Here is a 22,696-nt window from a genome sequence, read left to right on the forward strand (position 1 = left end):
TGGGCATGGGGCATTGGGCATTGGTGATTGAGTTTTTTGCTAATTCTGCTTTGTAGCTTTAATTGCTATTTCGGAGTACTCAATTGCTATTTCGGCGATCGCAAAAGCTATTTCGGAGTACTCAATTGCTATTTTGGCGAACCCAAAAGCTATTTCGGCGATCGCAAAAGCTATTTCGGAGTACTCAAAAGCTATTTCGGCGAACCCAAAAGCTATTTCGGAGTACTCAAAAGCTATTTCGGAGTACTCAAAAGCTATTTCGGCGATCGCAAAAGCTATTTCGGAGTACTCAAAAGCTATTTCGGCGATCGCAAAAGCTATTTCGGAGAACTCAAAAGCTATTTAAGCGATGCCTGCGGCGGGCTACGCCGGAGCAAAAGCTATTTCCACCTCCCCATGCCCAATGCCCAATGCCCCATCCCTCTCATAACTGCGATTCCTGTTGTTGAAACAGACAGTAATACCGCCCTCTCATGGCCATGAGTTCGGCGTGAGTTCCTTGCTCGGCAATTACACCTTGATCCATGATGATAATTGTGTCGGCGTTTTTGACGGTGTTAAGTCGGTGGGTAATAAATAAAACTGTTCGTCCATGAAAAAACTCCATGAGATGGCGACAAACTTGTTGTTCAGATTCGTAATCTAAAGCACTGGTGGCTTCGTCGAGAATCAGTAATCTCGGATTTTGCAACACGGTACGGGCGATCGCAATTCTTTGGCGTTGTCCCCCAGAAAGGGCGGAACCGCGTTCACCGACAATTGTGTTGTAGCCATCAGGTAAACCCATGATGAAATCATGCGCAGCAGCGGTTTTGGCGGCGGCGATAATTTCTTCGGTGGTTGCTTCTGGTCGAATTAAGGCAATATTATCTTGAATTGTACCTTCAAACAAAAGGGTATCTTGTAGCACTATGCCAATCTGCCGGCGCAGGGAGTTTAATTCTACTTTCCTGATATCATAACCATCTATTTGAATTTTTCCAGCTACAGGTTCGTAGAGCCGGGGTAATAATTTTGTCAATGTGCTTTTCCCGGAACCGCTTTGTCCGACTATCCCGACAAAGGTTCCTGGGGCAATATCTAAATTGATGTTGATCAGTTTTAAGCTATCTTCTGGGTTAAACCCAAAGGAAACTCCTGTGTATTTAATTGCACCTGCAATTTCTGGTAGTTGAATATTATGGCGATCGCTGGCTTTGACTTCGGGCGCTGTATCTAAAATGTCACCAAGCCGTTCGATGGATAATGCTACTTCTTGGAAGTTTTGGGATAGTTGAATTAACCGCAGCAAGGGACTGGTCACATAACCAGCTATAATCCGAAAGGCGATTAACTGTCCGACAGTCAATTGATTGGAGATGACTAGATGTGCCCCTACCCACAGCAACACAAAGCTGGAAAATTGATTTAGAAATCCACTGATAGAGTTAGCGGTGCTAGATGTCAGGACATTCTTAAAGCCGGCGCTGATGTAACGAGTATAGCGATCGCGCCATTGCCAACGAGATTTTAATTCAATATTCTGTGCTTTGACTGTTTGAATCCCAGTCAGTATTTCAACTAAATAAGATTGAGTATCAGCATAGCGTTCGGCTTTTTTGCGTAACTGTTGCTGGACAATCGGCACAACAAAGGTTGTGAGGATGGCAAATAATGGTACAGTCGCTAAAGCCACGAGGGTGAGCATCCAGCTGTAAAACAGCATGATGGCGATATAAATTACAGAGAACACCGCATCTAGGACTACTGTCAATGCTGTCCCTGTGAGAAATTGGCGGATATTTTCTAGTTCGTTAATCCGTCCAGCTAATTCGCCGACGCGGCGACGTTCAAAATAGCTTAGAGGTAGTCGCAGTAAATGTTCAATAACTTCTGAACCTAAACGGATATCGATGCGGTTGGTAGTATCAGCAAATAGATAAATCCGTAGACTCGTTAAAGCGGCTTCAAATGCGCCAATCACCAGCAAAAAAATGCCCAAAATATCGAGAGTATCCAGGCTTTTCTGGATTAAGACGGTGTCGATGATGATTTGGGTAACGATGGGGTTTGCTAATCCAAATATCTGGACAAAAAACGAAGCCACCAAAACTTCAACCAATACTAGACGGTATTTAAAGACGGAAGGTATGAACCAACGGAGGCTGAATTTTTCGGGGCGATCGCTTTCTGCTATTTCCACCGTCAATACCTGCCCTGATTGTCCCCAAATTTGGGCAAATTCTGTGGGAGTATATTGACATACTCCTGTTTCGGGAGCAGCCACAACAATTTCCCGCTCTGTAATTTTATACAGCAGGGCGAGATTTTCTTGCCAATAAATTAGGGCTGGCGCACTCAAGCGGTTGATCACATTAACAGGAACTTTGACTAAATGGGCTTGCAAACCCATCATTTCGATGACTGCGCCTGCTAAAGGTAAGGAAATCTGTTTTTGGGATTTCAGGTGATTGGTTAAAAACTTCCGGATTAAATCGCGGCGAAAAGTACCCCCCAATATCTGATTCAACATCTGGAAACAGGCTAAAGGGGTATCAATTTTGCCCTTCCCCTCTACAAATATAGTTTGTGCTGGGGCGAGATTTTCGGTTATGGGGTCTGGGGGATATTCTGGTGCTGGCGCAATTTTTAAACTCGCACCATTTTCCTCAGGAATATTCCACGGAATCCCCAATAAGCGGACTGGGGTTGGGTTTTGCCAAGTTTGGTGAGAGTCACTCAAGGCTAATCGATAGCCAACAGTCATACCCTCAATGCTACCTGCACTCACTAGCCATAAACGCTGTTGGTCAAAGTCCTGGGAATTCACTGTTCCAGGCGGTAAATTTACTACCTGTGTTTCTTGCCAAACTTGGCGTGCTAAATCTTTAGTATCGGTGGTTGCATCGGCGTAACGCTGGATTTCCCGACTTAAGAGTTCAAAAACTTCACTAATGTGGGGACGCGATCGCACAGATTCGGCAAATGCTGGCTCTTTGTCCATCAATTGCAGAAATTCTGCTGCTTCTAGAGTAATTGCGATCGCATCTGTCGAGGCCATTACCGCCTCGCAACTTATCCCCCGCACCAATCCTAACCACCCCAGAAACTCTCCTTGTTCGACGACAGTTAAACTAATTTGCGAGTTAGTCCACTGGTCGTCAGCCAATACCCGCGCAGTTCCTTGATAAATCACCATGACATGTGCTGGCATTCTGTCTTTTACCAGCATCCATTGTCCGGTGCGATATTGCAACAGTTGGCAGTTATGAGCAACGGTTTTTAAGGTATCAATTTTGAGTGTGTTAAACGGGGGAGTTGCGGCGAGGAATTCGACAATTTCGGTTTGGGTGATAACTGGCATCATGCCAAGAGATACTCCACACAATGGTTAGCAGATTCTAAGTGAGTTTGTATTTGTGTTTCTATCCAAGCTTCAAAGAGTTCATTTAGCAAATACTGTTGCATATTTTCATCTAACTGGGCTGGTAGTAATTGCTCTAAGCGAATAATTACATACCAATCGGCTATTAAATGCGGTTTCCAAATTTGACCTGGTTGACTCACATAGAGAATTTGCTGAATTGTCGGATGAGGTTGAGACAGGGGAACTGGGCCGATAACTCCCCCTGTTTGTGCTTCCGAGCCTAGGGAATACTGCTGGGCTATGGTTGCGAAAGGATGCTCTCCCTCAACAATCCGAAAATATAGCTCTTGGGCTAAACCTTCATCTTGGGTACGAATCATGGAATAGATTACCCGGTCTAAATCTGCTTTGCGGTGCAGAAAATAAGACTCTAGTTTATTACCCCACATTGCAAGTTGGAATTTCTGGATTAATAGCGGACGGATTGCTATCTCCTCTAGGATTGCTTCAGTTAGTAGGTTTTTTTGCAACCATGCTTGTTCTACCTCTGGTGAAATAAGTTGGTGACGTTCCCGAAACTTGGCGATCGCGGCTAGATGTTCTGCTTCGGTGCAAGAGAAAGATGCGATCGCTTCGTCTATCACTTTGGCGCGTAATACCTGTGGTAACAGTTGATAACGATTTAGTAAAGACAGTAATTTTTCGCTATGAAGAATTTCGTTACCCACTTGTAATGTTTGTGTCGTCATAAGTCCTGACTAGCACGTTTGGCATTCTAAGGTTGGGGCAGAAATCTGTATATCTCTTGCCTAAGAGTATTTAAAGTTACTAAGGGTTTTACCCCTATCTCTTTTTCTGTTCAGGTATTTTTAACTGCATCCGGATATTTTTCAATAAGCCTTTGTAAATTTTTTCATCGTTAATCTTACCAAACTTAGCCAAAACTTCAAATTATATATTCTTTTTCAAGTATTTTTTTTACAAGGTTATATTAATTACACTGTTTTTTAAAAATATTTAAGTAGTAAAACATACTTTTATTACTTAAATAACAATGGCTTTAAATTAATAAAACCCTTACAGGTGAAGATATTTGCAAAAATTATCACTTAAAAAACAAAGTATAAAATATATTTTAAGTACCATGTGACGGTTTATTGACCGACACAAGGTAAGGATCAATCAAGCTACTGTATCTTTTATGCTGAGGTGAAGCGATTGATGTATTACTACTTACATCTTTTTCCTTTTAACCTACGGGTCTGAATTCAACTACCAGCGCTGAGGCGTATAAATAGACCCCTAAATATGGAAGTCGCAAGAGAGGAAAAACCCTCTAACATGTAACTTTGAAGTCTCTAGTACAAGATTTTTACCATTCACAACAGCTTGTGACAGCTTTGCTCTAACTACTCTAATTGACACCTCTTCAGGTTTGCTTCTACCAAAAGTTGCAGCGGAATTGCGATCGCTGTTGAGTTCATGCGAACAAATCTTTATGAGGATTGATTGATGGCTACAAAAACCTTTGAACAACAAGTTCTCGAACTAACCAACCAAGAACGAGCCAAGCAGGGTCTTCCAGCACTCAAAGCCAATACAGAACTCAACTATGCGGCGGACAAATATGCAGAGTTGATGGCATCGAAAAATTACTTTAGCCATACAGGCCCGGATGGTTCCCAACCTAGGGATAGAGCCAAAGCAGTTGGCTTTGAAGCGCAAATAATTGGAGAAAATATCGCTTTTGGTCAAAAAACACCCCAAGAAGTAGTAACAGCTTGGATGAATAGCCCTGGACACCGAGCCAATATCTTGAATCGCAATTATACTCAACTCGGTGTTGGTTTTGATAAAAAAGATAACGGTTTTTGGGTGCAAGAGTTTGGTAGTGATGATACTAACCCAGCCAGCAAAATTCCTGGTTCCTCTTCTGGCTCAGGTTCTCAACCCACACCAACACCAACACCAACACCAACACCAACACCAACACCAACGAATAATAACGGCACATTTGAACAACAAGTTCTCGAACTAACCAACAAAGAACGCGCCAAGAACGGTTTAGCACCACTCAAAGGCAATGCAGAACTCAACTATGCAGCGGATAAATATGCAGAGTTGATGGCATCGAAAAATTACTTTAGCCATACAGGCCCGGATGGTTCCCAACCTTGGGATAGAATGAGAAAAGTAGGCTTTGATGCTCAAACGATGGGTGAAAACATCGCCGCCGGTCAAAAAACACCCGAAGAAGTGGTGCAAGCTTGGATGAATAGCCCCGGACACCGAGCTAATATCTTGAATGCCAATTATACCCAACTCGGTGTTGGTTTTGATCACAACTATTGGGTGCAAGACTTTGGTAGTAATGATACTAACCCAGCCACCAAAATTCCTGGTTCCTCTTCTGGCTCAGGTTCTCAACCCACACCAACACCAACACCAACACCAACACCAACGCCAACGCCAACACCAACACCAACACCCACTCCAGGCAATAATAATGGTACGTTTGAACAACAAGTTCTCGAACTAACCAACAAAGAACGCGCCAAGAACGGTTTAGCACCACTCAAAGACAATAAAGAACTTGACTATGCGGCGGACAAATACGCAGAGTTGATGGCATCGAAAAACTACTTTAGTCATACAGGCCCGGATGGTTCTCAACCTTGGGATAGAATGAGAAAAGTAGGCTTTGATGCTCAAACGATGGGGGAAAACATCGCCGCCGGTCAAAAAACACCCGAAGAAGTGGTGCAAGCTTGGATGAATAGCCCTGGACACAGAGCTAATATCCTGAATCGTAATTATACCCAACTCGGTGTTGGTTTTGATCACAACTATTGGGTGCAAGACTTTGGTAGCGATGATACTAACCCAGACACCAAAATTCCCAATTCCGTATCTAACTCAGGTTCTCAACCCACACCTGATTCTCAAGCTGGTAAGGAACTCAAAGGCACAAACGGTAACGATGTCCTCACTGGTGGTACTGGTAATGACAGAATCTGGGGTGGTAAAGGTAACGATACCCTAAATGGAGGTGCTGGAAGCGATCGCCTCATTGGTGGGTTAGGGCAAGATAAATTAACTGGTGGTGCTGGAAAAGATACCTTTGTCTTTAAACAAGTGCAAGAAAAAGGAGATACTATTACCGATTTTAGCACCAATCAGGATAAGATTGACTTGCGCGATATTATGGCTGGCCCAGCTTTCACCAGCAAGAACAAATTCTCTGATTACCTGAAATTGCAACAAGTTGGTAGTGATACCGTTGTTAACTTGGACGTTAATGGTAGTACAAAATCTGGCGGCTTCGAGAAATTAGTTCTCTTGGAAAAAGTTAATGCCTCTAGCTTAAATGCTGGTAACTTTCTTGTCTAATTAATCCAGTTTTTCCGCTCCGTTTGCAGAATCGGCGGGGGAAACCCCGCTATTTCTTAAATTTTGACTCAAACTCGTTCCCTATTAATGTCAAAGCTCTACAAGCTCTTTTAGATTTTTAGTCTGTGTCGTGTAGCGTTCATCGAAGTTTCGAGCGACGACTTCCGCCGCTCGAACTTTTCTCTATGGTTGTTAAACTTTCGATAAATGATTTTTTAACCGCAGAGAGCACAGAAAACACAGAGGCTAACTAGCGATTATTTAGCAATATTACCAATCTGATTCCAAGCATTCACTACTTCTAAGAGATTTTTCGGCAAGTTCTTTTGAGAAATATCGTTATATCTCACCGTACCTTCTTTACTGGTCAGGGTATAGGTAATATAATCAGCAGATCCTTGTGGCGCTGGATAACTCAAATTTTGGAATTTGGCAAAGCGCGATCGCTCTAATAACTGCAAAAATTGTTGCACCTGTTGCTGAGAAATCCGGCGCACACTCCGAGAAGAATCATTAGCATCGCCAATCCGCACTCTAATCAAGGTTCCATCTTTAAGTAAAACAGTTTCATAGGTTCTAGGAGCAAACCCACCACTAGAAATCTGCCGAAACACCACATCTCTATCTAACGGTGCTGGGAGTTCATTTGTGGGAATTGGTACTCCACCACCTACTGCACCACCCGTACCGCTATCAGCAATTGAATTACTCCGCAGCCGATTCCAGCCTTTTAAGACAATTCGTAAATTTTGCGGTAGTTGATATAGAGTAATATTGTTGTACTTGACAGTACCTTCTGGGCTGGTGAGGGTATAGGTAACGTAATCAGCTGCGCCGCTGGGTGCAGGATAACTTAAATTTTTGAATTCACCAAATTTTTTGCGAGTTAATAATTGTTGAAACTGTTGTACCTCTTGGAGAGAAACACGGCGAACTGTACGTTCAGAATCGTTAGCATCACCAACTTTTACCCGAATCAAGCGCCCATCATTGAGTAAAACAGTTTCATAGGTTGTACCCGCCAAGCCACCACTAGAGATTTGGCGAAATACGACATTTTGATCTAACGGTGGTGGTAACTCATCTTGAGGGATTGGTACTGGTGTAACGCTACCAGTATTACCATTTGGCCTATCACTACTAGCAAGCTGGATTTGGGAACCACTTTCATCACTGAGAAATACCCAAGGACTGATTCTATTAGCTGATTTTACAAATACTTCCCAGCCAGATACTAGTATTGGATCGCAAAGATTACGAATAGTTGGATTTTCGCAACCCCGAGAAAATTGTTTTTGCTTATAAGCAACAATGTTAAGTTCGCTGATAGATAGCTTGGAAACCAGGGAAGCTTGGCGCAAAACTCCATCTTTCACTGTTTGGGGTAATTTTTGACTAGCAGTTTGGCTAGCTTTTTCATTTAACCTCAGCCCGGAACCTGTTTCATCAGCGTGATATACCAAGCTTTGTCCAACTGCGCCCACAACTATCCGCCAACCTGGTACTATAGCTCTGAGACAACCTTCATTAGCATTACCTAATTCTAAACAGCCATCTCTCCAATCTTGTTGTTGAGCTTGAATAATATTTAGCTGAGAAATCGGTTGTTGCAAACGTGCAGATGCAGCTTGCAAAACTTGATTTTTGACAGATTGTGGTAATTGGGTTGTGGGGTTATTTGTAGGAGTCTGTGCGGAAGCTAACCGGATGGAACGCCCATTGTTATTAGTGTGATAAACCCAATTTTGTCTACCATCAGATACTACAAATCGCCAACCAGGAACTATGGCTTGTGTACAGAATTCATCTGGCTGAGATAGTTCTAAGCAACTATTGCGCCAATTTTGTTGGCTGTAATTAATAATTTGCAGTTTTTGTGTTGAGATTCCCGTTCTCCGAGATAAATCCTGTAGCACCACATTAACTATTGAACGTGGTAATTGGTTTTGGTTTAAATTTTGTGTTAGAACTTCATTTTTTGTGTCTGGTGAAGTCTCAAGAGCAGCAGCACTACTGTTTTTGATTAATGTCAACCCGCTACCAACTGATAAAATTCCAGTTAACACTAAGGCAGTGAAAATCCGTGCTTGATTGCTGGTAGAATAATTACCCAAAGATCCTTTCATATTCTAGTTATAATCAGTTCCTACTCAAATAATTGCTACTCTGCAAATAAATACCTAAGAGGATGTTTGCAACCTCACCCCCTCACCAAATTTTAGATTTTGCGAAAAGTTCGCTCGCCGCAAGCCGACGTTCTGAACTTTTCAAGTTAGATTTTAGATTTTGGATTATATTATCCAACTACAATCCTTGCAAGCAAAATTCCAAATTATTTGATCTTCCTTCCCACTTCTTTGTGAGTCAAAACTTTTTTAACTGGAATGGGAGTTTCAAAGCCTCTATAATCATCAAAGCTGCTCCTACCGCTACTCTTCTCAGAGGAGAGGGGCGCTAGGAGAAGTAGGAGAGAGGTTTTTAGTCAATCTTGCTACTTGACACACAACAACGCCAAAATCTAAAGCCAAACAGCTGGAAATTAAACAAGCGTCAATCTTCTGATGCAGATGTGAAGATAGACGCTGCTATGTTGATGATTTGTTCCTAAATTATTAAATGTAGTGTTGCGATCTAAAATTCAGCCGTTCATAAATTTCTACTGAGTGGCTTGAGGTATACCACACCAAAAGCCCCAGTTAATATCAAACTTAAAATCCACAATAGTATTAAGCACTGAGAAGTATTAAGCACTGAGAACTTGTTGTTCAATCGTCTGATTATTTGGGACATCAAATCTAATCGTACTAGCTGCCCAATCTTTTAAATCAGGTGCTAGCCAAACTAGTTTGCGGAGAATTTCATCATTCACCCACAATACTAAAGGGCAATGAAACTGTTTGCGGAACTCATCTCGCATCAGATTGGTACTAATGATGAGTTCGTTAATATCAATTACAGATTCTAAACCTCTGACCATCAATACATCAGGTGTGTTAAAACCTACTGTAGTTGAGATGGTTGTATACAGTGTTTCCGTTGCAGGCGGAAGTACAATCTCTTGGATATGGGCCGATGAGAATTCTGTTAACAGATTTAGTACCTGCTGTTGCCTATTAGCAGAGTTACAAGATACCAAAATTAATGAAAATGCACCAGCAGAAACCATCATCGCTCTTGCGAGTCGTTTGGTGGCTGCGACAGTATTCCCCATACCGTCTTGTGAATTGTTAAAGCTGCTGATCATTATAAAATCCTGCCTTTGGTCTTTAAAAGTACCTTAGCTTTTTCAGTTTAATTCGTTCACCAAGTAGTTATCCAAAGTATTTTTGGGTAAAATTCGATAACAATTTATTTGATGACCTACAGTAATCTTACGCAAGATTTAATAATTGAGGATGGAGTGTGTGACCCCGCATTTACGGTAAATAGATAGAAGGTATGTAATTCAAATAACAACACAGCCAAATTTCCAGGATTGTTGAGTAGTTGATACCTAAAAATCACTGTTGGCTACATTACCCTGCCAAAGCGCACAGAGAACAGGAAAGTCAGGGAAAGAAGCTTCAGGTGTCCAGATTTTCTGCAAAACTCTCCTAGGAGTGGTAAAAATCAGGTTACATCATCGGCGTAAACTCATGACAACAATTGGTATAAATATTTAACCAGCAGGTAACAAAGCAACTTCTGTTGGGCTATTTAAGTCATGGTTTGTGTTGGAGAACGCCTGTAACAAATGATGAACAAACTGGTGAAGCGGTTAGTGACTGTTGTCAGAGGGAATTTTTACCAAAGTAGAAAGCGGGCGATATTTGCCATAATATTGACTTTGAGCATGGTAGCTACTGTGATGCTTTCCTTACCCTTAAATGCTCAAAGTCCGCCTTTGCGATCGCCTGGAGCGGAATTAAGAGGTGTCTGGTTAACAAATATTGATAGTGATGTGCTATTTGAACAGACTCGCCTCAAAAAATCTTTACAACGGCTGAGTGAACTCAATTTTAATACTGTATACCCAACAGTGTGGAACTGGGGCTATACCTTGTATCCTAGCAAAGTTGCTGCCACAGCCATCGGGCGATCGCTCGACCCCACCCCCGGACTCCAAGGGCGAGATCTGCTCAAAGAAGTTGTGGAAGAAGGACATAAACAAAATTTAACAGTCATTCCCTGGTTTGAATTTGGTTTTATGGCGCCGGCTGATTCCGAATTAGCCAAACGTCATCCCCAGTGGCTGACTAATCGCCGAAACGGAGAGCGAATTGTCAAAGAAGGAACCCACGACCGAGTTTGGCTGAGTCCCTTTCGTCCGGATGTGCAAAAATTTATCCAAGATTTAATCGTTGAAATTGTTAAAAACTATAATATCGACGGTATTCAATTTGATGACCATTTTGGCTTACCCTCAGAACTAGGCTACGATCCTTATACAGTAGCGCTCTACAGAAAAGAACACCGTGGTCTTGCGCCTTCGTCTAATCCTAAAGATCCAGAGTGGGTAAGCTGGAGAGCGAATAAAATTACCGACTATATGAAGCAGGTATTCACAGCCATCAAAGCTGTGAAAAAAGACTGTATAGTATCTGTAGCACCAAATCCCCAACGTTTTTCCTACGAATTCTTTTTAGCAGACTGGCAGAAATGGGAACGGATGGGACTGGTAGAAGATATAGTTTTGCAGATCTATCGGGATGATCTGAATGTATTTGTCAGCGAATTAGAGTATCCAGAAGTAAAAGCTGCCAAGAGCCATATTCCCGTGAGTATCGGCATATTATCTGGATTGAAAGGTAAATCTATCCCCATGCAACAAATTCAAACACAAGTGCAAAAAGTACGCGATCGCAATTTTGCTGGCGTCGCCTTCTTTTTCTATGAAAGCCTCTGGAACATCAGTAAAGAAAAACCCTTAGATCGTCAAACCAGCTTCCAGCAAATTTTCCCCACCCGCACAGCCTACCCGAATCTGCTCACAGGCTGGAAACCTTAGGGGAAGCAGGGGAGCAGCACTTCTCTGCGAGACGCTCCGCGAACGACTACGCTCAGTGACCAGGGAGCAGGGGGAAATGAGCAGGGAGTAAGCAAGCAAAAAATTCTTATTCTTTCTTGTCCCTCCGAAGTTCTGAGCGGAGGAAGCCTCCGCTCAGACTTCTCTCCTTGTCTCCCTTGTCCCATTTCTCCCCACAGTCCCTCATCCCCTCTTACCCGCCGATTCCCAACCGCCCAGCCAAGCCAGGAGTCAAGGGAAGCAGGGTGCTAATCATTAAAAATAGCGCCAAAAGACCTAAAGCAGCCCTAGCGTCATCAGGTTCGCTAATTTCATTCAAGCTGGGGCGTTCTAAATCCCGTTGTAAAAACAGAATTAAAATTGCCCAGTACATAGCTAAAGGATTGGCAAGAGATACAATACCTAGCAAAATTAAAGTTGCCAAGGTTGCTCTTCCTGCGGTTTTGCGTCCATAAATCGCTTGGACAATGCGCCCACCATCTAATTGTCCGGCTGGCATTAAGTTTAACGCGGTAATGACTAATCCCAGCCAACCAATGACAACTAAAGGATGAACGTTTACTTGAGGAGACTGTAAAGCCGAACCAAGGACAACTCGCGCCAAGCTACCCACCAAAATCGAACCTTGGAAAAACTGATTGGGGATTTGAAATAAACTGCCTGGATGAGAAAGCAACAAGCCGACAATCAGCATTAACAAAGAAACTATACCACCAGCCGCAGGCCCCGCCAAAGCCACATCAAATAGTACCGTGCGGTTGGGTAAGAGTGACTCAAAGCGGGTAATTGCACCAAAAGAGCCAATTTGCACCGCCGGGAGAAAGAACGGCCAGCTAAGGCGGACTTGGTGACGTTTAGCCATTACCCAATGACCAATTTCATGAGCCACCAAAATCGTCATTGTCCCAATACCTAGGGGTAAAGTTTCTGGTAAACGTTGTAGTTGTCCCAATAAATCAAAATTCAGCAGTAACCCCGCAGCTTCCAAACTTGTAGTAATAGTAGCGATGAATAAGATACCCGCAAAAGCTTTTTGGGGTAACGACATCGGGCGCGGGTCATTGCGGCTGGGTAGGACAATTACGACAGGCTTACCGTCTGTATTCTCTACTAAAAATAAGCGATAGCGATCGCCTAGACGCTCCTGCAAACTTCCACTCAACCGATTGTGAATTTCCTGCGCTTCTCCTCGCAGGTTACCTTTAAAAATTACACCTTCCTGGTAGGGGATTGTTTCTGTAGCAAAAAATGTGTCAATGCCAAAAATACCTTTAATTGCATTCAAATCATCTTCTGGAATTGAGAGAACCTCAATTTTCAGTTCCCCAACTCCTGGGGAAGACTGGGAATCTGGTGCGGTATTGAGTTCAGGTGAAGCCTCAGCAGCCAGTCTTTGGGTTGCTCTTTGCTGAAGTAGTGCATCTTGTCCAGCTTTTCGCAACTGCTTCCCTAAGAAAACATACAATCCAGCGGAAGCTACTACCAAAAACAATATACCCACTATGTTGATGTAAACTCCAGCGGCAAACAAACCAAAGAACAACAGCCAAGGAGCCATCAACACCACCGACTGTAACCAGGCCAAGATTCCCAGCTTACCAAAAGGTCTGGCGCGATAAAAGCCCCAACCCAAAATGCCAAAAGCTACCAGCACAATTGCTGTAACGATAGAAGTTTCTGATAGAGTAAACATCTCTAAACCTTTGATTTTGAGACCGAGCTAGTACAGCTGCGGTATTGCAGGTACATTAATTAATCTATAACGTTGCCTGTGGCTTACCCAAATTTTCATCATAAATTCTGGCGTTTCACCCGACCTAGCATTTGACCATTTAAACTTTGCGTTCTTCGTAGTCAGTACTTTAGTGCTAACTACGAACTTAATTAGGGCGGGTTACGGGTATGTAAGACAAATTCAAAAAATATTTGTTACACATGAATTTATTAAATATAAAAAACTCCACCAACAAAGCGGAGTTTGTGTCAGTGGTCAGTGAAAAAAAAGATTTAAAAACTGCTCATACTAATTTTCTATGAAGATGCATATAATTAGCCTGCTTAGGCAGGCTTTGTTTGTATAGCCCCAAACTTGGTGGGTGAGGGCGTTAATGTGCAAACTCACATAGAATTGGGGACATCCAATTTTTTAAATACCCAATAAATTTGTAGTGCGAACGCGAGAGCGTGTCCGTTGGCGCAGCCTCCCGCAAGGAAGGACAAACGTCTCGGAAGCTGATGTTCATTCATCGAGCAAGATGCTCGCACTACGGAATATGGGTAATTTATTTTTTTTAAATCCCTTGGTATCACAAGGAAGGCATGAAATCCGAGCCAAACACAACTGACAAGTGACACAGCTTCGCGCCCTAAAAAAAAGGCAAAATTCAGCAATATTGTGTTGAATTTTGCCTTTTTATTTGAGATAATAGATGTGTTACTTAATCTAAAAATATTCTTGATGCAATTCTAGAGGGGTAATCCAGGTAATCCTTGTAAATTGCGATAAGCACTAACGCAAGCAGGGCAATCACAACCAAATAAAGCTATAGCTCCATTACTCTCTGCTTCACTAAATTCGAGTTTGGCAGCATCGCTAGTTGTTCCTTGGTTTGATGCCACAACTTGTGTTGATTGAGCAGCAACAGCGTTATTTTTACTCCGCCGAATACAGACCAAAGGTGTGGGATAAGCACCGTGAGGAGAATGTACACATGCACGACCATCAGCAGTATAAATGACTTCGGTTGAACGAAGAGCTGCATGAGCAGGGTGACCCATCATCACCATAGACAGCATCGATGTAAATACTGTAGGAGTGGAGAGCAAATGCAACAGAAATTTTCTATTCATATCAATCAAGAACCTTTTTCAATTCAGTAAAACTAAATCCGGAAATTTGTTGCCTAATTTTTGTTTAATCTTTTACATTTTCATCCAAAACTTTTTTACATTTGAAAGTAAAACATAAAAGATTAAGAAGCATTTTAGCAGAAGCAATTTATCAAATATATATCTGTGGAAGTACCATTGATATGTCATTGATATGTCATTGATATGTCATTTATGTGTTACTCATGACACATCTTTAAACAGGAATTCCGGTAGAGTTATTAACAATTGGACAATATAAAGAAATATTAAGTATGGTGGGCATTGCCCACCATATCCAGAGAAAAAAGCGAATTTTTTGTGATCCGCAGCTTGAGCGAGATAGCAGATGAACTTAGATAGACTTAATATTATTGCCAAGCTCGGTCATATTGAACCGGCCAGAGTTTATCATGTCCCAGCTGTTTAGCTGCTAGGTGCGGCCAGTAAGGATTGCGAAGTAGTTCACGTCCTAACAGCACAATATCAGCGCTTCCTGTACGAATAATTTGGTCTGCTTGTTCACCAGATGTAATTAAGCCGACTGCGCCTGTATCAATATTTGCTTCCCGGCGGATGCGTTCAGCAAATTGAGTTTGATAGCCTGGTTTCAGTGGGATGTTAATCCCCGGTATAATGCCACCTGAAGAGCAGTCAATCAAATCTACACCTAAAGACTTGAGTTTGTCACTTAAAGCAACACTTTGCTCTATATCCCAACCCTTGTCAACCCAGTCAGTAGCAGAAATCCGGACAAATAATGGATGTGTTTGTGGCCAAACTTCTCGCACGCCTTGAACGACTTCCCTTAGCAGACGGGTACGGTTTTCAAAGCTACCACCATAATCATCTGTGCGAGTATTAGCCAAGGGTGAGAGGAACTGATGCAGCAAGTAACCATGAGCAGCATGAATTTCAATTACTTTGAAGCCAGCTGTTAAAGAACGTTTGGCTGCTTGGACAAAAGCATCTGTAACTTGTTGAATACCTTCAATAGTTAGGGCTTCAGGGATGGGGCTATCTTTACTAAAAGCGATCGCACTACTGGAAACTAAAGGTCGCCAACCCTCCTGATTTTCATCCAAGTATTTTCCGCCCTTGCTTGGTTTAGCCGTGCTGGCTTTTCTCCCCGCATGAGCGAGTTGAATCCCCGCAACAGCACCAAAATTATGAATTAATTCCACAATTTCGGCTAAATTCTCCACATGTTCATCGGACCAAATTCCCAAATCTTGGGGGCTAATGCGTCCCCTAGCCTCTACTGCTGCTGCTTCTGTTAAGACTAAACCAGAACCGCCAACTGCACGAGAAGCTAGATGTACCTTGTGCCATTCATTAGCATAACCATTAGTACTGGAATATTGACACATCGGTGAAACCGCAATGCGGTTACGAAAGGTAACTTCACGAATCCTGAATGCTTCAAACAGGTGTGCCATTGTTATAGATTCCTTCTCTTGGTAGGTGAAAGAAATTAGTAATAGAGTTACGCAGTAAATTCACATTAGCTGAAACGTCTATAGATAGATGTTTTCCTAAACACACTGAAGTTGGGAAGCAAAGCAACAATCAACAGGATCGCATTGCTACATTCCACAGTTGTAAGTGCCAAGAAAATCATCAATTACATCACATGTGTAGTTAGTAGTTATGTCAGCCAGACTCAAACAGCTTTCGATATTTGATACCAAGTTGAAGATGCAGATTTGGTTTAAGAGGTCAGCTATGTGCCTGTCTAAATCAAGAATCAGCATCCCTGCTAATAAACTCATCAAATGAGTTTCATATATTCAAAGTATGACAAAAGCAAAGAGGAACAGACAATTAGAAAGACAAAATTGCGATCGCGCCAGTAAGATGATATTGACCGCATTTTGTCACATGAGAGTGGGCACTTAAGCAAAGTTAAACTCGTCACCATTACACATCATAGATACATCTGGGTTAACAGTGCTGTAAAACCAGGAAGATTCTCAAAAAAACAATTAAAATGTGCCACTTAATTTGAGGAGAGTAACGTGAAAACAGCAGTAATTGTCAAAACATTAATTGCATCGCTAGGTTTTTTGAGTTTGTTTACCCCAAATCAGGCTGGGGCGCAACTAATACCACAACCTTGGGTGTCAGTGGGTGGGAATGATGGCGATGTCACCTATGCGGTGGGAGCTAGAGCTTTAAATTTAGGTGTGGAAGTAGGCGCAGGCCCCAACGGTTCTACAGGAGTAGATGTTTTGAAATTTCTCAATTTACCAGTTATATCACCTTATGTGGGACTAGGATATTACTCAGAAGATAAAGGTGTTGCGGTTTCTGGTGGTGTTCAGGTGGGTGCTACCGATCATGTTTTTGTTGGTGCAGGTTACAATTCTGTTCGTGGTTTCAATGGACAACTAGGAGTAAGATTCTAATTTCTACAACAAAAGTATTCTGGAAGTGGAAAGCATGTTACAAGCGATCGCTAATCTCAACCCCCTAGCAAGTCGAAAATTTGCCACCCTCTGTGTACCTGAAAATTAATGCTATCTTTCGAGTTGTTCAATGCCAATGATTTCGCGATCGCCTGCAATTTCTTTGTGGGTATGAAATGTGAAATGTCGATGCTGTCCGACTTTTTGCCACTCTTGTTGTAACGCTGCGTGCGGATATTTGCCACTGTTGAGCATTTCCAACATTCGCGGCCAATTTAGTTGAATACTGTGGATATCTCCAATAAAAACTTTCAAGCGACCAATGTTAGCGATCGCGTAAATCCCAGAAGCCATGAATACATCTCTCTTGAAAATAGGGGCTAGGGGAACCAGGACTAGGGAAGAAAGATTTTCCTACCCTCGTTGTCTGATTGATCACATGACCATCTAACTTGAAAATAGGGATTAGGGGGGCAATCAGGACAAATGCCCCATTCCCAAAGCTACCCTTCTAGCGATCGCTTATATACTGGTTTTCTTTGGGAATCATAGATAGCCAAGGACAAGTTCGCATTGTCACTGATGACTCCTAGAGCTTGCTGCAAAAGTTCCAAGTGCTTATTCCCGTTAGTAATTATGTTTGGTTTTCCTGGTAGATTAGGAGGTAAATTACTTTGCCGTGCTAGGTCATATTCACGGGTTAATTGCACAGTAATCTCTTGATTATTGATGATAAAAGTACAAATCCGCATTCCCTCAGTGCAAACTTTATTCAGATCTGTACGGGTTTGTTGCAACCTATTCGCAATTTCTAGTTTTGCTTGTGCTTGTTTGAGTGTGGCAGAGTATGGTTCTATTAAAGATTGAGCCTGACGGTATTGAAAGCTATTCTCGGCAATTTGTTTGGCAGACTGTACAGCTAATTCCCATTGGGCTACAGCCGCCTGCCATTGTTGCTTTTGCTCATATGTCTTGGCAAGCTTTGCAGCGTTGATTGCTTGTTGGTAAGTTTTGCTAGCTAATAGTTCTTTTGTGGCGCGATTGGTTGCTGCTGCCAGTTTTGGTTTGTATTCTATCAACAGTTGTTGTGCTTCTGGGTATGCAGAGCTAGTCTGGGGTACGATATTCAAAGCATTAACTGCTACCTGCCAAGTAGACTGAACTTTTTGTAAGTCCTTTAAGGATTTGGTTGTTGTTTCTTGCCCTGAGGCGGCATTGGCTACAGCTTTAGCAGCTTCGACTTTCTTTAACCATTTTTCTGCTACGAGTAATTGCTGGTTAATACTGTTTAATCCGGCACGATAAACCAGTAATTGTCCTTGTGCTAGATTGTACAATTCGCTATTGGCTGCGATCGCTTCTAATGGTGCGATCGCCCGTCGCCACAGTTTTTGTCTAGCTTGCAATTCCTCTAAGTTAGTAGTAGGCAATTTAGATTTCCTCATCGCCAAAGATCCTGCTTGCAAAGCCTTGACTACCTGATCGATTTTTTCCACCGTTCCAGATAAACTTGCTTGTAGCTCCTCGATTTTTTGGTGATGAATAGACCAAGGTGGGATCTGTGATAATTCTAAAGTTGATGCTTCTATTTGCTGTTGCACCGATAATAATTGTTTTTCCGATTTAGCTTGGTGCATCAATCGTCTAGATTCTGTTTTCAATTGCTCAGCATTTTGTATTGCCTGACACTGTGATATTAAACAAGGATTAGTCAGTAAATAAGTTCCGGAACCTAACAAAACAATTCCGACACACACTACACCCAACAAAATCGCTTTAATTGGTTTTGCTGGCTTAGAAATCAACAAATCTGGCCCGCCTGCGAAGGGGTCAAAGGCTTCTTCTTCAGAGTCATCGCTCTTTGGAGTTGTGGAGACACCAGGCGTGAATGCTGAATCAGTCTCATCGATAAATGAATTTGTGGAGACAGCAGGGGCGAATGGTGAATCATTCTCATCAATGAATGAATTTGTGGAGACACCAGGCGTAAATGGTGAATCATTTTCATCAATGAATGAATTTGTGGAGATACCAGGCGTGAATGCTGAATCATTCTCATCGATTGTAGCTGCTCTCATGGGGTCAGAGAATGAAGGGAAGATTAATCGATTACCAAAGGAGTTACCCTTTGACTCGTCCAAATCACTCGCTTGTAGAGTCGGGTAGGCATTTATCTTATCGATTTCCACCCTCTGCTTAATATAGAGGGAACGTTTGCTATAAGGACGTTGTTCACCCAATACTCTCAGAAAGCATTGTACAATTTGTTCTTCTTGATCGCTTGTTAGTGACTGGATGACATCCTCAACCAGTTGAAACAGTGTTGGAGTGTCAACTGTCAAACCTACTGGATGTTGAATGAGAATCATCAGTTCGTCATTAGTGACGGCACACTTTACTTGGAAGACTCCGCCAGATGAAACTTCGGACAGGAAGAGTTCCTGCAAAGTTTTGGTTAGCAGCTGTAAGTCATCCGGCTGAACTGCTACTTTCATAGAGGGTTCTTCTATATTGTGTTTCTTATCTTTGAGGGTGGGAAAGGAAGGACTTTCGTTTGTTGAATGCAGATGCACAGTTTAAGCAACCAGAGCCAGATAATCAGATTGACCAACTTTCTAACACAACTTCTGACTTTTGAGCAAAAATCCACCGGACTGGAATTATCTGCGGCTGCTAAGTTGGCTACTGCTAAAAGTAATATTTGACAATCGTGCTTAAAGTAGAAATTACAGCAGAAAAATGGGCATAATAAAATTTTTGGACATTCTCCCTCACTGCGCGGGTCATTTGTAGGGCAAAACCATTGCTAAACCTCTACTACTAACAAAATCTCCACCCACAAGGGAATGGAGATTTTTCCAGTAGACTGAAAATAATCATAAATATGGTGGTTCGCTGACAACCTAGAAAATTTACTGAGGAGATTGATGACATCTTGTTGAGTGACCACCGAATTTTTGGTTGGGAAATTTAATTTACCTTACTGGCTGAATTAGATAAAATTGAACGATGAAAAATAAATTTTTATAGCTTAGGACTTAAGCCAGAACTTTATTCACAACAATACTCACAGCAATACTTTGCAAATAATGTCGCTACCAGGTGCGTGTTCATGGATTTATTAGAATACCAAGTTAAAGAATGGTTTGGGAAAATAGGCATTCCTGTATTACCCTCTCAACGAATTGACCATCCCACAGATCTCAAGCGGTTAAAAATTCGCTATCCCGTAGTCCTCAAATCCCAAGTCCATGCAGCTGAACGGGCTAAAGCTGGTGGAGTTAGGATTGTCGAAACAACAATTGATGCGATCGCCGCTGCACAATCAATCTTCAATTTGCCAATTTGGGGCGAGTTACCAGAGGTTGTGCTGGCAGAATCAAAATATGATGCTAAGCAAGAATTATATTTAGCAGTGGTTTTAGATACCGCTGTTTGCCGACCAGTACTTTTAGGCTGCAAGGAAGCAGATATTGATTGGGAATCGGCAGGAGAAAAAATGCAGTATGTTGTTGTCAAACAGGAATTTTCTCCATTTTATGCCCGCCGACTAGCTTTGAAACTAGGTTTAGAGGGCACGCTAATGCAATCGATTAGCGATGTTATAGAAAAGATGTATCAGCTATTTATGCAAAAAGACTTAGACTTAGTAGAAATTAATCCCCTAGCAATCAGTGCCTCCGGTCAAGTCATGGCGCTGAATGGTAAAGTGAGAGTCAATCAACGGGCGATTGGTCGTCATCCAGAAATCGCCCAAATGGCAGCAAAAATAGTCAAAACTAATGGTCATAGTCAGACTAATGGGCATTTGGGCAAATGGGATAACTTAGAAATGCACGGTAAAATCGGCATTCTGGGTAATGGTACTGGTTCGGTATTGGCAACTTTAGATTTAGTCGTCAATGCTGGAGGTAAGCCTGGTCTGTGCTTGAATTTACGCCATGCTTTTTTAAGTGATACTGCCCAGACTACATTCTGCGATCGCTTAGATACAAGTTTGAAAATCTTGGCTGCTGATAAAACTGTACAAGTGATCTTGATCAATCTCTTGGGTAGTATTCCCGAATCTACAGAATTTGCGGAAATTCTCAGCAGATTTCTCCAACAAGACAAAAGTGCAGTTCAACCGCAGGCTGTACGTACAAATGGTAACAAAAACCGTCGTGAAGGCGGTTTCCCGCGCTTAGTAGTTCGTCTTGCTGGTTCTGAGTTCAACGCCGCTAGAAAATATTTAGCCACACTTAAAAGCCAAGGCGATACCCTGATATTAGTAGAAAATTTAGATGAGGCAGTGGCCGAATCAGTCCGTCTGGCAAAGTTAACTACTTATAAAAGGTAATAAAATTTTACCTTGCAAGTAAAAATCCCCGAAATGAATACAGGCGTTCAAATGTTGGTTGAATAAGTATTGCGATCGCAAATAATCTGTATAGATTTCTGCCTCAGCACTGTGGGAAAAGAGGCGGAAAATTTCCCAATTATTGAGCGACTTGAAAAGTAGTGGCAATAAGTTAATGTGATCTACAATACTTATTTGACATTTTCCCAGCATAAACTAGATTTAATCAGTTTTTTCTGACAATATTTGTAAAATATAGTCAAAATTGCATCATGTAACACTATGCATATCTCAATCTCTTCCCTGTAACTTATGGTACAGGGATGCCAAAATTACCTTAATTTTTTATGAACTTAACGACAGACAGTAAAGTGTTAATCCAAGGGTTCAGTGAATTTATCTCAGCAACTCATATTACGCAAATGAAAGCTTATGGTACTAATTTAGTTGCTGGTGTAAATCCTGGATTTGGTGGACAACAACTGTACGATCTTCCAGTCTTCGATTTGGTTGAGGAAGTGGTAGCACAGTTTGGGACAATTGACACAACAATTATATGTGTCAACCCTTACCAAGTGCTAGATGCAGCATTGGAAGCGATCGCCTCTAATATTCGCCAGATTATCATCATTTCCGCTGGCGTGCCTCCTTTAGATATGGTGCAATTACTGCGTAAAGCCGAGGCTTGTGAAACGCTGGTGGTCGGCCCTAATAGTCCGGGGATCATTGTTCCTGGGAAAATTCTCTTAGGTACTCATCCTGGTGAATTTTATACCCCTGGTAATGTGGGTATTGTCAGTCGCAGCAGTACTCTCACCTACGAAGTTGCTTGGGAATTAACCAAAGCTGGTTTAGGGCAATCAATTAGTGTGAGTATTGGTAGTGACACGATTGTTGGTTCCTCGTTTTTGCAATGGCTGCAAATTCTTGATGAGGATGAAACTACACAAGCAATTGTCTTAGTAGGTCAACCAGGTGGCGGTAGTGAAGAAGCGGCGGCGCGCTACATTACCGAAGCCATTGATAAACCAGTAATTGCCTATATTGCAGGTAAACATGCACCACCAGGAAAACATTGGCGGCAAACTGGCACTTTAGCAACCATTATCGGCCGCGATCCTAACTTTGGTACAGCACAAAATAAATTAGTTGCTTTCCAAGAAGCACAAGTTCCAGTAGCCGAACGTCCTTCCCAAATTCCCGAATTGGTGAAAAAAGGAATGATATAATATCATGTCAATGGTCAATGGTAAACCTTTCTGGTGCGTCGGCTGCGCTCAGGGTACATGGTCAAGAAATTTTAGACTATGGACTGTTGACTGTTGACTGTTGACTGTTGA

The 22,696-nt window shown here is 42.1% G+C and carries 15 protein-coding genes; 6 read left to right on the forward strand and 9 right to left on the reverse strand.

Annotated features, from left to right (window positions below):
• Positions 1–62 precede the first annotated feature (62 nt).
• A complete protein-coding gene (locus tag AACU32_RS21025) occupies positions 63–449 on the forward strand; it encodes a hypothetical protein (protein ID WP_339378140.1) in 387 nt (128 codons plus the stop codon).
• Here AACU32_RS21025 and AACU32_RS21030 read toward each other — a convergent pair.
• Positions 425–3,346, reverse strand: a complete 2,922-nt coding sequence (locus tag AACU32_RS21030) for a peptidase domain-containing ABC transporter (protein WP_096602942.1) — start codon at positions 3,344–3,346, stop codon at positions 425–427. The genes AACU32_RS21025 and AACU32_RS21030 overlap by 25 nt on opposite strands.
• Positions 3,343–4,095 carry a peptidylprolyl isomerase gene (locus AACU32_RS21035; RefSeq protein ID WP_096602944.1) on the reverse strand — a complete coding sequence of 251 codons (753 nt, stop codon included), beginning with the start codon at positions 4,093–4,095 and terminating at the stop codon, positions 3,343–3,345. Before AACU32_RS21035 ends, AACU32_RS21030 begins: the two co-directional genes overlap by 4 nt.
• A 763-nt stretch (positions 4,096–4,858) precedes the next feature.
• Between AACU32_RS21035 and AACU32_RS21040 the strand changes: the two genes are divergently transcribed.
• Positions 4,859–6,736 carry a CAP domain-containing protein gene (locus AACU32_RS21040; RefSeq protein ID WP_339378141.1) on the forward strand — a complete coding sequence of 626 codons (1,878 nt, stop codon included), beginning with the start codon at positions 4,859–4,861 and terminating at the stop codon, positions 6,734–6,736.
• 257 nt (positions 6,737–6,993) lie between these two features.
• Here the strand turns inward: AACU32_RS21040 and AACU32_RS21045 are convergent, their stop codons facing one another.
• Together AACU32_RS21045 and AACU32_RS21050 are read right to left on the reverse strand one after the other, a co-directional pair.
• Positions 6,994–8,862: a hypothetical protein gene (locus tag AACU32_RS21045; protein WP_096602946.1), complete on the reverse strand. Its 1,869-nt coding sequence runs from the start codon at positions 8,860–8,862 to the stop codon at positions 6,994–6,996.
• A 617-nt stretch (positions 8,863–9,479) separates the two neighbouring features.
• Positions 9,480–9,980, reverse strand: a complete 501-nt coding sequence (locus AACU32_RS21050) for a hypothetical protein (RefSeq protein ID WP_096602950.1) — start codon at positions 9,978–9,980, stop codon at positions 9,480–9,482.
• Positions 9,981–10,472: 492 nt separating this feature from the next.
• Between AACU32_RS21050 and AACU32_RS21055 the strand changes: the two genes are divergently transcribed.
• A complete protein-coding gene (locus AACU32_RS21055) occupies positions 10,473–11,723 on the forward strand; it encodes a family 10 glycosylhydrolase (RefSeq protein WP_096602952.1) in 1,251 nt (416 codons plus the stop codon).
• A gap of 211 nt (positions 11,724–11,934) precedes the next feature.
• Here the strand turns inward: AACU32_RS21055 and AACU32_RS21060 are convergent, their stop codons facing one another.
• The 3 genes from AACU32_RS21060 to namA all read right to left on the reverse strand — a co-directional run bounded on the left by AACU32_RS21060 (position 11,935) and on the right by namA (position 16,048).
• Positions 11,935–13,434: a site-2 protease family protein gene (locus AACU32_RS21060; protein ID WP_096602953.1), complete on the reverse strand. Its 1,500-nt coding sequence runs from the start codon at positions 13,432–13,434 to the stop codon at positions 11,935–11,937.
• 773 nt (positions 13,435–14,207) lie between these two features.
• On the reverse strand, positions 14,208–14,591 hold the full coding sequence (locus tag AACU32_RS21065; RefSeq protein WP_096602955.1) for a hypothetical protein: 384 nt from the start codon (positions 14,589–14,591) through the stop codon (positions 14,208–14,210).
• A gap of 389 nt (positions 14,592–14,980) precedes the next feature.
• Entirely contained in the window at positions 14,981–16,048 is a 1,068-nt protein-coding gene (gene namA, locus AACU32_RS21070) for an NADPH dehydrogenase NamA (RefSeq protein WP_096602957.1), read from the reverse strand.
• 579 nt (positions 16,049–16,627) lie between these two features.
• Here namA and AACU32_RS21075 point away from each other — a divergent pair.
• Positions 16,628–17,017: a hypothetical protein gene (locus AACU32_RS21075; protein ID WP_096602959.1), complete on the forward strand. Its 390-nt coding sequence runs from the start codon at positions 16,628–16,630 to the stop codon at positions 17,015–17,017.
• A 111-nt stretch (positions 17,018–17,128) separates the two neighbouring features.
• On the opposite strand, the gene AACU32_RS21080 is transcribed toward AACU32_RS21075, so the two are convergent.
• Both AACU32_RS21080 and AACU32_RS21085 read right to left on the reverse strand, forming a co-directional pair.
• Positions 17,129–17,371 (reverse strand): hypothetical protein, encoded by a 243-nt coding sequence (locus tag AACU32_RS21080; RefSeq protein WP_096602961.1) that lies wholly within the window; start codon positions 17,369–17,371, stop codon positions 17,129–17,131.
• A 149-nt stretch (positions 17,372–17,520) separates the two neighbouring features.
• A complete protein-coding gene (locus AACU32_RS21085) occupies positions 17,521–19,512 on the reverse strand; it encodes a hypothetical protein (RefSeq protein WP_096602963.1) in 1,992 nt (663 codons plus the stop codon).
• A 617-nt stretch (positions 19,513–20,129) separates the two neighbouring features.
• Here AACU32_RS21085 and AACU32_RS21090 point away from each other — a divergent pair.
• Positions 20,130–21,356, forward strand: coding sequence for a succinate--CoA ligase subunit beta (locus tag AACU32_RS21090; protein WP_096602964.1), 1,227 nt, complete (start codon positions 20,130–20,132; stop codon positions 21,354–21,356).
• A 347-nt stretch (positions 21,357–21,703) separates the two neighbouring features.
• The gene (locus tag AACU32_RS21095; RefSeq protein ID WP_096602968.1) at positions 21,704–22,585 is read left to right on the forward strand and encodes a succinate--CoA ligase subunit alpha; all 882 of its coding nucleotides are present in this window, start codon (positions 21,704–21,706) and stop codon (positions 22,583–22,585) included.
• Positions 22,586–22,696: the final 111 nt, after the last annotated feature.

It is taken from the genome of Calothrix sp. NIES-2100 (genome assembly GCF_963875285.1).
Taxonomy (GTDB): Bacteria; Cyanobacteriota; Cyanobacteriia; order Cyanobacteriales; family Nostocaceae; genus Aulosira.

Bases quoted from the DNA above. Each gene is read 5' to 3' on its own strand.
- AACU32_RS21095 (WP_096602968.1), top strand. From the start codon at position 21,704: ATGAACTTAACGACAGACAGTAAAGTGTTAATCCAAGGGTTCAGTGAA.
- AACU32_RS21065 (WP_096602955.1), bottom strand. From the start codon at position 14,591: ATGAATAGAAAATTTCTGTTGCATTTGCTCTCCACTCCTACAGTATTT.
- AACU32_RS21085 (WP_096602963.1), bottom strand. From the start codon at position 19,512: ATGAAAGTAGCAGTTCAGCCGGATGACTTACAGCTGCTAACCAAAACT.
- AACU32_RS21080 (WP_096602961.1), bottom strand. From the start codon at position 17,371: ATGGCTTCTGGGATTTACGCGATCGCTAACATTGGTCGCTTGAAAGTT.
- AACU32_RS21035 (WP_096602944.1), bottom strand. From the start codon at position 4,095: ATGACGACACAAACATTACAAGTGGGTAACGAAATTCTTCATAGCGAA.
- AACU32_RS21055 (WP_096602952.1), top strand. From the start codon at position 10,473: ATGAACAAACTGGTGAAGCGGTTAGTGACTGTTGTCAGAGGGAATTTT.
- AACU32_RS21050 (WP_096602950.1), bottom strand. From the start codon at position 9,980: ATGATCAGCAGCTTTAACAATTCACAAGACGGTATGGGGAATACTGTC.
- AACU32_RS21040 (WP_339378141.1), top strand. From the start codon at position 4,859: ATGGCTACAAAAACCTTTGAACAACAAGTTCTCGAACTAACCAACCAA.
- AACU32_RS21045 (WP_096602946.1), bottom strand. From the start codon at position 8,862: ATGAAAGGATCTTTGGGTAATTATTCTACCAGCAATCAAGCACGGATT.
- namA (WP_096602957.1), bottom strand. From the start codon at position 16,048: ATGGCACACCTGTTTGAAGCATTCAGGATTCGTGAAGTTACCTTTCGT.
- AACU32_RS21090 (WP_096602964.1), top strand. From the start codon at position 20,130: ATGGATTTATTAGAATACCAAGTTAAAGAATGGTTTGGGAAAATAGGC.
- AACU32_RS21030 (WP_096602942.1), bottom strand. From the start codon at position 3,346: ATGATGCCAGTTATCACCCAAACCGAAATTGTCGAATTCCTCGCCGCA.
- AACU32_RS21060 (WP_096602953.1), bottom strand. From the start codon at position 13,434: ATGTTTACTCTATCAGAAACTTCTATCGTTACAGCAATTGTGCTGGTA.